This window comes from Streptomyces sp. ST2-7A, assembly GCF_021390475.1.
Classification (GTDB): Bacteria; Actinomycetota; Actinomycetes; order Streptomycetales; family Streptomycetaceae; genus Streptomyces.
In genome coordinates, this window is record NZ_JAJUWS010000074.1 from 1 (window position 1) to 10,312 (window position 10,312).

A 10,312-nucleotide genomic window follows, 5' to 3' on the forward strand; every position below is an offset into this window, starting at 1 on the left:
GTCTCCGACGAACACCCCCGGGCCCGGTGACACCACCCCCCGGGTCATGCCTTCGACAGGGGGACACAGTCATGCCGGGCCCGGAGGCCAGCGGTCCCGTTGCAGGACCGCGAAAAACATAACGGGGCACACCGGTGCTCGGACCGGGCACCGTGCGCGGGACGGGCACCGTGCGCGGGACGGGCACCGTGCGCGGGACGGGCACCGCCGACCACGGACCGGCCCTCGCGGGACGACCGGCCCCGGGGAACGACGGGCGGCGGGGCGCGACACGGGCCCACCCGGGCGGATCGACCGGTCATCGTCACGACCCGGCCGACCGCGCCACCCCGGCCCTCCCGGGCGGCGTCACCGGCCCGGGGGCGGATCCGCCCGCCACCCGGTGGCGGAGCGAACCCCCACCACGCCGCCGCGACCGACACGGCCCCGGCGCGACGGCGCGCCCGTCCCCCGGCGGCGGCACAGCGGACCCGCGCGACCGGGCCGGCTCAGCGCGCGGCGGCGCGGCGGGCGGCCTCCACGGCCCAGTAGGTGAGGATCACGTCCGCGCCGGCCCGCTTGAAGCACACCAGCGTCTCGTCGATCGCCCGCTCCCGCTCGATCCACCCCTTCCCGGCGGCGGCCTCGACCATCGCGTACTCACCGGAGATCTGGTACGCCGCCACCGGCACCGCCACCTCGTCGGCCACCCGCCGCAGCACGTCCAGGTACGGCAGACCCGGCTTGACCATCACCAGGTCGGCGCCCTCGGCGAGATCCTGCGCCAACTCCCGCATCGCCTCAAGGCCGTTGGCGGGGTCCTGCTGGTAGGTCATCCGGTCGCCGGTCAGCCCCGACTCCACCGCCTCCCGGAACGGCCCGTAGAAGGCGGAGGTGTACTTCGCGGTGTACGCGAGCAGGGCGACGTCCTCGTGCCCGGCGGCGTCCAGGGCGCGCCGGACGTACCCGATCTGGCCGTCCATCATGCCGCTGGGACCCAGCACGTGCGCCCCGGCCTCCGCCTGCGTGACGGCCATCTCGGCGTAGCGGGCGAGGGTCGCGTCGTTGTCCACCCGGCCCCGTTCGTCCAGCAGGCCGCAGTGGCCGTGGTCGGTGGTCTCGTCCAGGCACAGGTCCGACATCACCACCAGGGTGTCGCCGACCTCCTCGCGGACCGCCCGCAGCGCCACCTGGAGGATGCCCTCGGGATCGGTGGCGGCCGAGCCGACCGCGTCCTTGACCTCGGGGACGCCGAACAGCATGATCCCCGCCACGCCGGCGTCGGCCGCCCCGACGGCGGCCCGCCGCAGCGAGTCGAGGGTGTGCTGGACCACTCCGGGCATCGAGGAGATCGGCGCGGGCTCGGCGATGCCCTCCCGCACGAAGACGGGCAGCACCAGATCCGCCGGGTGGACGCGGTGCTCGGCGGTCATGCGGCGCATCGCCGCGGTGGTGCGCAGCCGGCGCGGGCGGACGTCCGGGAAGGCTCCGTGGGAAAACACCTGTGTCTCGATCTCCTGCGCTGCGGGACGGGAGCCGCCGGGTGCTCCCGTCCGGGGAGGGGGCCGACGGCCCACCGGCCGCTCGGGTGCCGGCCGGCGCTCGCACGGTAACCCGGGCCGCCCCCACCGGCCCGCCGACCCCGGCGCGTCCCGCCCCGACGCCCCTCCCACCGGGAACGGCCGCGGGTCCCGGGCGGCCCCCGAAAGGGGGGTCACCCGGGACCCGCGGATCACACCGTGCGCCGGAGAGGGCCGCCGACTACGCGCCGCGCGGGCGGCGCCGCTGCGGCCGCTTCTCGCTCGGCCGCTTGAGCACCTCCCCGGCCGCCAGCGCCGCCGCCCGCCGCTTGGCGCCGAACTCGGCCAGCGCCTCCGCCAGCCGGTGCACCGACGGCTCGGGGGCCATCACGTCCACCCGCAGGCCGTGTTCCTCGGCGGTGCGCGCCGTGGCCGGGCCGATGCAGGCGATGACCGTCACGTTGTGCGGCTTGCCGGCGATGCCCACCAGGTTCCGCACCGTGGAGGAGGAGGTGAACAGCACCGCGTCGAAGCCGCCGCCCTTGATCGCCTCGCGGGTGGGGGCCGGCGGCGGCGAGGCGCGCACCGTCCGGTAGGCGGTGACGTCGTCCACCTCCCAACCCAGCTCCACCAGGCCCGCCGAGAGGGTCTCGGTGGCGATGTCGGCGCGCGGCAGCAGCACCCGGTCGATCGGGTCGAAGACCGGGTCGTAGGGCGGCCAGTCCTCCAGCAGCCCGGCGGCGGACTGCTCCCCGCCCGGCACCAGGTCCGGTCGCACACCGAACTCGATCAGGGAGCGCGCGGTCTGGTCACCGACCGCCGCCACCTTGATCCCGGCGAAGGCGCGGGCGTCCAGCCCGTACTCCTCGAACTTCTCCCGCACCGCCTTGACCGCGTTGACCGAGGTGAAGGCGATCCACTCGTAGCGGCCGGTCACCAGGCCCTTGATCGCCCGGTCCATCTGCTGCGGGGTGCGCGGCGGCTCCACGGCGATGGTCGGCACCTCGCTGGTCACCGCGCCGTAGGAGCGCAACTGCTCCGACAGCGAGGCGGCCTGCTCCTTGGTTCGCGGCACCAGGACCCGCCAGCCGAACAGCGGCTTGGACTCGAACCAGGCCAGCTGGTCGCGCTGCCCGGCGTCGCCGCGATCACCGACGACCGCTATCACCGACCGGTCGCCGTCGGCGGGGCCGGGCAGCACCTTCGCCTGCTTGAGGGTCCGCTCGATGGTGCCGAGCGTCGCGGCCCAGGTGCGCTGCCGGGTGGTGGTGCCGGCCACGGTGACCGACACGGGGGTGTCGGGCTTGCGGCCGGAACCGATCAGACGGGTGGCGGTGGCGCCGACCGCCAACAGGGAGGTGCCGATGACGACGGTGGCGTCACTGCCGCCGATCTCTCCCCAACATCGCTCGTCCGCCGTGCGGGCGTCGATGATCCGGACGTCGGTGCCCGCGTGGTCGCGCAGCGGGACACCCGCGTAGGCGGCGACGCCGACGGCCTCGGCGACCCCCGGTACCACCTCGAAGACGATGCCCTCGGCGGCGCAGGCCAGCATCTCGCCGGTGGTGGTGCCGTCCAGGCCGGGATCGCCGGCCACGGCACGCACCACCCGCTTGCCGCGTCGCGCGGCACGCATGACAAGATCTGCTGCGTCACCGGCCCGCGCGGGCGCGGTGGGGGCGTCGTCGAGCGGGTCGACCACGGGTTGCAAGGGGGTCTCGGCGCCGTCCCGGACGTGCGCGCGAACCACCTCGTGGACCTCGGGGTCGGCGATCAGGACATCTGCCCTGGCCAGCGCCTCGACGGCACGCAGGGTGAGCAGGCCCGGGTCACCGGGCCCGGCACCGAGGAAGGTGACATGCCCGTCGGACATCCCGCCGCCCGCCGGACGGATGTGCGCGGCGTGGTGCGGTACGGCAGCGGGCTGCGGTTGTGCGGCGGTGGGGCTCACTGTGCTCGCTCCCCCATCAGACCGGCCGCGCCCTTGGCGAGCATCTCGGCGGCGAGGTCGCGCCCCATGCGATCGGCACGGGCGGTCGCCTCTCCGTCGGACGCCGGTACGGGACCGGTGGTGGACAGCTGCATCGACGTGACCCCGTCGGTGGTGCCGACGGCGCCCCGCAGGTGCAGGACGGTGGTACCCGGTTCGTCCGTCCGGTGGTCGGCGAGCGCGGCGACGGGCGCGCTGCATCCGGCCTCCAGGGCGGAGAGCAGGGCTCGCTCGGCGGTCACGGCGATCCGCGTGGGCGGATCGTCGAGTCGACCGAGCTCGGCGACGAGGTCGGCGCGGGACGCGACGCACTCGATCGCCAGTGCCCCCTGGCCGGGGGCGGGCAGGACGGTGTCGGGATCGAGGAGGTCGGTGATCGCGTCCTCCGATCCGACCCGGTGGAGTCCGGCGGAGGCGAGCACGACCGCGTCGAGCTCGCCGGAGCGGACGTACCCGATCCGGGTGTCCACATTCCCCCGGATGGGAACCGTTGTGATCTCGCAACCCAGGGAACGGGCATGGGTGTGCAACTGGGACATTCGCCGGGGCGAGCCGGTGCCGAGGCGGGCCGGGCCGCCGGAGCCGTCGGCGGCGCCGGCCCGCAGCAGCGCCTCCAGCGTCAGGCCGTCCCGGGCCACCAGGGCGTCCCGGGGGTCGGCGCGTTCGGGCACGGCCGCGAGCGCCAGCTCCGACGGCTGGGCGGTGGGCAGGTCCTTGAGGGAGTGCACGGCGAGGTCGATCCGACCCGCGAGCAGTTCGTCGCGCAACGCGGAGACGAAGACACCGGTGCCGCCGATGGCGGTCAGGTGCTCGCGGGAGATGTCGCCCGTGGTGACGATCTCGACCAGCTCCACGGGGTGTCCGGTGAGCCGCCGAACCCGTTCGGCGACCTGCCCGGACTGGGCCATGGCGAGTTTGCTGCGCCGGGTCCCGAGCCTGAGGGCTGTCATGGCCGCTCCTGTTCCGGGGTGGGGGGGTCGTGGGAATCACCGGTGTTCGCCCACCGGTGGATGCCGTCGTCGCCGGTGGCGGGACGGCCGGCGGGAACCGGTGTCGGTTCCCGCGCGGCCGGGGATCCGAGGGGCGTGCTCGGGGGCGCGACGGCCGCCGAACCGTCCGGATCGGGCCGGCGCACCGCCTCGGCGGTGCGCGGGTCCAGGTCGAACAACTCCCGCAGGGCGGCGGCGTAGTCCGCTCCGCCCGGCTCCCCGGCCAGTTCCTTGACCCGGACGGTGGGGGCGTGCAGCAGCTTGTCCACGACCCGACGCACGGCGCGCGCCACCTCGTCGCGCTGCTTGTCGTCCAGGCCCGGCAGCCTGCCCTCCAGGCGGGTCAGCTCCGCGGCGACCACGCCGGAGGCCATGGCGCGCAGCGCGACCACCGTGGGGGTGATGGCGGCGGCGCGCTGGGCGGCGCCGAACTCCTCCACCTCCTCGTCCACGATCCGACGGACGGTGTCCACGTCGGCGGCCATGGGGGCGTCGACGGAGGCCACCGCGAGGGACTCGATGTCCACCAGGCGGGCGCCGGGCACCTCGTGGGCGGCGGCGTCCACGTCCCGGGGCATGGCGAGGTCCAGCAGGGCCAGCGGGCGGGTCGGGGCGGGGTCCCCGGTCCCGGGCGCGGCGACGGGGGTGCCGTCGGCGGCGAGCAACGGGCCGGCGGAGCCGACCGTTCCGGTGGTGTCGCCCGTGTCGATCGGACCGGTCCGCCGACGGGTGGCGCGCCGGCGGTCGCGCAGGGCGGCGGCGACCTGGTCGGCGGTGAGCACCAGGCCGGTGGCCCCCGTGCAGGAGACCACCAGGTCGGCCAGGCGCAGCTCGGCGGAGAGCGAGATGGCGTTGATCGGCACGGCCCGGGCGGAGAGGGTTCCGCCGGGCACACGACCGACGCCGCGCAGTTCGTTGAGGTTCTCCGCCAGCCGCTCGGCCCTGGCGAGGGTGCGATTGGCGATCACCAGTTCGGTCGCGCCGGCGCGGGCCAGCGTCATCGCGGCCAGGGAGGACATCGAACCGGCACCGATCACCAGCACCCGCTTGCCATCGATCCACGCCGGGACGTCCGGCATGGCCTCGGCGCCCGGCGCCGGCGGCCCGGGGGCCGGAAGCTCCTCGGCGTCGCCCGCCGCGAAGAGGTCGGCGCGGGCCAACTGCTCGAGCCCGAAGGTGACCAGCGACTGTCCGGCGCGATCGATGGCGGTCTCGCTGTGGGCACGCTTGCCGACCCGCAGGGCCCGCTGGAACAGCTCGTTCAACAGCCGGCCGGCGGACTGCTCCTCCTGGGCCAGTGCCAGCGCGTTCTTGATCTGGCCGAGGATCTGCCCCTCGCCCACCACCATGGAGTCCAGACCGCAGGCCACCGAGAACAGGTGGTGCACGGCCCGGTCCTCCCACCGGGTGTAGAGGTGGGCGGCGAGCTCCTCGGGGGACAGCCCGCTGTGCCGGGACAGCACGGCGGTGAGGTCGGCGACGCCCTCGTGGAAGCGGTCCGTGTCCGCGTAGAGCTCGATGCGGTTGCAGGTGGACAGCACGGCGGCCTCGATCGCGGTGCCCGTACCGAGGGTGTCGCGCAGCAGCTCGCCCCGCGTGTCGGGGGCGAGGGCGGCCCGTTCCAGGACGCTGACCGGGGCGCTGCGGTGGCTCAGGCCGACGACGAGCAGACTCATGCCGGCATCACCGCCGGCAGGTCGTCGCCCGGCTCGCCGTTCCGATCGGCGCGCGCCTCGGCCCGCACGTCGGAGTCGTCCCGACCGCGCACCACGGCGCCGGCGGGGGCGCCGGGGCCGGAGGGGATCGAGGCCGGGGCGGCCGGCGGCGACGCCTCACCCGCCTTGCGCTGCTCGTGGAAGGCGAGGATCTGCAGCTCGATGGAGAGGTCCACCTTGCGCACGTCCACGCCCTCGGGCACCGAGAGCACGGTGGGCGCGAAGTTCAGGATGGAGGTGACACCGGCCTCGACGAGACGGTCGCAGACCTGCTGGGCGGCGCCGGCCGGGGTGGCGATCACCCCGATGGAGACCCCGTTCTCCTCGATGATCGTCTCCAGCTCGTCGGCGTGCTGGACCGCGATACCGGCGACCGGCCGACCGGTCATGCCGGGGTCTGCGTCGATGAGGGCGGCGACCCGGAAACCGCGGGAGGCGAATCCGCCGTAGTTGGCCAGGGCCGCGCCCAGGTTTCCGATGCCGACGATGACGACCGGCCAGTCCTGGGTGAGCCCGAGTTCGCGCGAGATCTGGTAGACGAGATACTCGACGTCGTAGCCGACCCCGCGGGTGCCGTAGCTGCCGAGGTAGGAGAAGTCCTTGCGGAGCTTGGCGGAGTTCACCCCCGCCGCGCCGGCGAGTTCCTCGGATGAGACGGTGGGAACGGACCGCTCGGAGAGCGCGGTCAGGGCGCGCAGGTACAGGGGGAGCCGGGCCACCGTCGCCTCGGGGATCCCTCGGCTGCGGGTCGCCGGTCGATGGGGGCGGCCAGTTGCCACGATGCTCCTGCCGGTCGGGCCAAGCGGTGAGCGGCCGGCCCGAACCGGTCCGCTCCATCCCCGCCAGGCTATGTCTTTGTGAACGCGTGCACAAAGATACTGTCCGTTTTGCCCGGCCAAAGTGACCGGTGCCACATGCACCGACAAGGTCACGAAATGACACTCCTCACACACGAGACCAGTACGGACACTCTCTGACAAAACGCTCGCGGATCACTCGGCGAATCCGGATGAACAAGCTGTTTTCGGTCGGCCCCGGGATCACCCCCTGAGCCACTTCGGGCGCCGACCCCGGAGCCGTTCGACCCGGACCGCGCCCGTGACCCGATCCCCGATCGGTGTCCGGACCGGGTACGAGCCGGCTCCGGCCCGGGCCGGGCGGTCCCGACCGGTTCGGCACCGGACCGACACCACCCCGGGTTCAGCGTCCCGGTGCCCCGAGGGCGGCCCGCAGCCGGTCCTCCCGGACCCGCCAGAAGTCGTGCTGCCGCCCGTTGATCAGCACCACCGGGATCTGCTCCCAGTACTCCTCGTGCAGCTCGGGCTCGCGGGTGATGTCCCGCTCCTCCCAACGCACGCCGAGTTCCGCGCACACGGCGTCCACCACCACCCGGGCGTCGTCGCACAGATGGCATCCCGGCTTACCGATCAGCGTCACCAGCCGGTCCGGTTGTTCCCCACCGGCGGGTGACGCCCGCCTCGTCGGGTCGGCCGGGCGCTCGGGAGCGGCCCGGCGACGGCCGGCGACCGACCGGGAGAACCACGACCGTCCACCGCGCACACCGGCGGAGGCCGGATCGGGCCGCGCTCCGGCGGCGGGGGACGGATCCTCGGGGGACGGATCGGGGGAGGGCCCGGAGGAATGCGTGAGGGGGGGCATGCCGCTCATTGTGCCGCCAACCCACCCCCCGGCGCCCGTCCCCGGCCACACGCTCCCGCCCACACGCCCCGGCGCGCGTCCGCCGGTCGCCGCCCGGGGTTACCCCGACGGTGGTCCGGGGGCCATCACCGCGCAACCCGCCCCGGGTGCCGGGACGACTATGCTCGACGCATGTCCTCCGCGACATCGGACCGATCGCCGCTCGCCGCCCCCGGGATCCCCCTCGATCCGCGGGCCGCGGCCTTCTTCGACCTGGACAACACCGTCATGCAGGGGGCCGCCCTCTTCCACTTCGGGCGGGGCCTGTACAAGCGGAAGTTCTTCCGCAAACGGGAACTGGCTCGCTTCGCCTGGCAGCAGTTGTGGTTCCGGACCGTCGGCTCCGAGCACGCCGGCCACATGGCCGACGTCCGCGACAACGCCCTGTCCATCGTGCGCGGCCACCGGGTTTCCGAGTTGATGGAGATCGGCGAGGAGATCTACGACGAATACCTGATCAAGCGGATGTGGCCGGGTACCCGGGCACTGGCCGGGGCCCACCTCGAGGCCGGCGAACGGGTCTGGCTGGTGACCGCCGCCCCGGTGGACATGGCCGGGATCATCGCCCGCCGGCTCGGCTTCACCGGCGCACTGGGCACCGTGACCGAGTCGATCGACGGCGTCTACACCGGCCGTCTGGTCGGCGAACCCCTGCACGGCCCGGCGAAGGCGGTGGCCGTGCGCGCGCTCGCCGGCGCCGAGGGCCTGGACCTGAGCCGGTGCGCGGCCTACAGCGACTCCGCCAACGACCTGCCGATGCTCTCCCTGGTGGGCCGGCCGCACGCGATCAACCCGGACGGCCGACTGCGGGCGCACGCGCGCGAGCACGGGTGGTTGCAACGGGACTACCGGACCGGTCGCAAGGCGGTCCGGGTCGGCGTGCCCGCCGTGGCCGGGGCCGGGGCCGTCGCGGGCGGGGCGTTCGTCGCGCTGGCCAACCGCCGCCGCCGGGGCTGATCCGCCACCGGGTGACCCCCTTTCCCCCGCTTTCCACACCTCCCCGTCTTCTCGACCGTCCCGCGCCCCCGGCGCGTTCCCGACCGTCCCGCGCCTCCCGGCCCTCCCCCGACGACCCCGTAACCGCGCGTACGTTCGCGGTGGGCGCCGGCCCACCGGGCCACCGGCGATGCCCCCGGGACGGTCGGATCACGGTGATCGCCGGTTTCGTTCCGGGCACGGTTCCCCGGTCTCCCCCGGACACGCGACCGGACGGTCCCCGGAGCACTCGTTTCACCCGCTCCGGGTCCGGGGGTGGAACCCTCTCCCGCCGCGCCGGTTCGGCCGGACCGTCGTTTGCCGTCTTCAAAACGACACTTTCAATCGCCAAATGATCGATTTCGGCATGGCTTTCCCCTAGCGCGCCATCCCCAAACCGTAAACAGTCGAACGCAAACGGCGACTTTCGCAACCCGGCGTAGCACATCCGGCACGAAGGGTTATTCTCCTCGGACGCACCCGGCCCCGTCCGCCCACCAGGTGACGGGTTCCGGTTCCCGTACTGCACGTGTTCGAACGCTCTGCTTCTGGGAGTCCCGTGTACCCACACGTCCGGGCTGACGCCTCGGGCCTGGCCGCACTGCGCACGGCGGTCGCCCCCCACCTGCACGCCCTGGCCGCGGTCGCGCGACCCGATCCCGTCCTCGCCGGTCCCGCCTACGCGCTGGCCGAGGACGCCCCCGCGCGCGGTCGATCCACCGGCCGCGCCGGCGGCGGACGCGGCGGCGCCCCCACCGTCCCCGCCGCCCGTCGTCCGACCGCCGACGGCGGAACCGTCTGCACCATGGATCTGGTGGAGCGCGCCCAGGCAGGGGAGGGTGAGGCCTTCGGCCTGCTGTACGACCACTACGCGGACACCGTCCACCGCTTCATCTACTACCGCGTGAACAACCGCGCCACCGCCGAGGACCTGACCAGTGAGACCTTTCTGCGCGCCCTGCGCCGGATCGGCACCTTCACCTGGCAGGGACGGGACTTCGGCGCCTGGCTGGTGACCATCGCCCGCAATCTGGTCGCCGACCACTACAAGTCCAGCCGTACCCGCCTCGAGGTGACCACCGGGGAGATGCTCGACCCCGACGAGATGGTGCGCAGCCCCGAGGACTCGGTGCTGGAGCGCCTCTCGAACGCCGCCCTGCTCGAAGCGGTGCGCCGGCTCAACCCCCAGCAGCAGGAGTGCGTCAGTCTGCGTTTCCTCAGCGGCCTCTCGGTCGCCGAGACCGCCAAGGTGATGGGGAAGAACGAGGGCGCCATCAAGACGCTCCAGTACCGGGCCGTGCGCACCCTCGCCCGACTGCTCCCACCCGACCTGCGCTGAACCGCATCCCGATGCCCGACCGTCCGACACCCCCACACCCCACGTCCCCACACCCCACGTCCCGCGTTTTCACCTCCCGGGCTCCCTTCGTCCGGGAGGTGAAAACG

At 74.0% G+C, this 10,312-nt stretch carries 8 protein-coding genes; 2 read left to right on the top strand and 6 right to left on the bottom strand.

The features are described from left to right. Window positions 1-488 precede the first annotated feature (488 nt). The 6 genes from hemB to LZF96_RS26050 all read right to left on the bottom strand — a co-directional run bounded on the left by hemB (window position 489) and on the right by LZF96_RS26050 (window position 7,633). The gene (gene hemB, locus LZF96_RS26025) at window positions 489-1,481 is read right to left on the bottom strand and encodes a porphobilinogen synthase (protein ID WP_233877279.1); all 993 of its coding nucleotides are present in this window, start codon (window positions 1,479-1,481) and stop codon (window positions 489-491) included. 259 nt (window positions 1,482-1,740) lie between these two features. After that, the gene (locus tag LZF96_RS26030; protein WP_374203337.1) at window positions 1,741-3,450 is read right to left on the bottom strand and encodes a uroporphyrinogen-III synthase; all 1,710 of its coding nucleotides are present in this window, start codon (window positions 3,448-3,450) and stop codon (window positions 1,741-1,743) included. After that, a complete protein-coding gene (gene hemC / locus LZF96_RS26035; RefSeq protein ID WP_233877281.1) occupies window positions 3,447-4,439 on the bottom strand; it encodes a hydroxymethylbilane synthase in 993 nt (330 codons plus the stop codon). The genes LZF96_RS26030 and hemC overlap by 4 nt, the downstream gene beginning before the upstream one ends. Beyond that, window positions 4,436-6,154, bottom strand: a complete 1,719-nt coding sequence (locus LZF96_RS26040; protein ID WP_233877283.1) for a glutamyl-tRNA reductase — start codon at window positions 6,152-6,154, stop codon at window positions 4,436-4,438. Before LZF96_RS26040 ends, hemC begins: the two co-directional genes overlap by 4 nt. Further along, window positions 6,151-6,972 carry a redox-sensing transcriptional repressor Rex gene (locus tag LZF96_RS26045; RefSeq protein WP_233877285.1) on the bottom strand — a complete coding sequence of 274 codons (822 nt, stop codon included), beginning with the start codon at window positions 6,970-6,972 and terminating at the stop codon, window positions 6,151-6,153. The genes LZF96_RS26040 and LZF96_RS26045 overlap by 4 nt, the downstream gene beginning before the upstream one ends. Window positions 6,973-7,393: 421 nt before the next feature. Continuing rightward, the gene (locus LZF96_RS26050; RefSeq protein WP_233877292.1) at window positions 7,394-7,633 is read right to left on the bottom strand and encodes a glutaredoxin family protein; all 240 of its coding nucleotides are present in this window, start codon (window positions 7,631-7,633) and stop codon (window positions 7,394-7,396) included. Between the two features lie 390 nt (window positions 7,634-8,023). On the opposite strand from LZF96_RS26050, the gene LZF96_RS26055 reads away from it, so the two are divergent. Further along, entirely contained in the window at window positions 8,024-8,848 is an 825-nt protein-coding gene (locus LZF96_RS26055) for an HAD family phosphatase (protein ID WP_233877287.1), read from the top strand. A gap of 577 nt (window positions 8,849-9,425) precedes the next feature. After that, window positions 9,426-10,205, top strand: coding sequence for an ECF subfamily RNA polymerase sigma factor, BldN family (locus LZF96_RS26060; RefSeq protein ID WP_233877289.1), 780 nt, complete (start codon window positions 9,426-9,428; stop codon window positions 10,203-10,205). Window positions 10,206-10,312: the final 107 nt, after the last annotated feature.

What these genes read in the sequence shown, in the direction of transcription:
- LZF96_RS26040 (WP_233877283.1), bottom strand. Translation starts at nt 6,154, where the DNA reads ATGAGTCTGCTCGTCGTCGGCCTGAGCCACCGCAGCGCCCCGGTCAGC.
- hemC (WP_233877281.1), bottom strand. Translation starts at nt 4,439, where the DNA reads ATGACAGCCCTCAGGCTCGGGACCCGGCGCAGCAAACTCGCCATGGCC.
- LZF96_RS26055 (WP_233877287.1), top strand. Translation starts at nt 8,024, where the DNA reads ATGTCCTCCGCGACATCGGACCGATCGCCGCTCGCCGCCCCCGGGATC.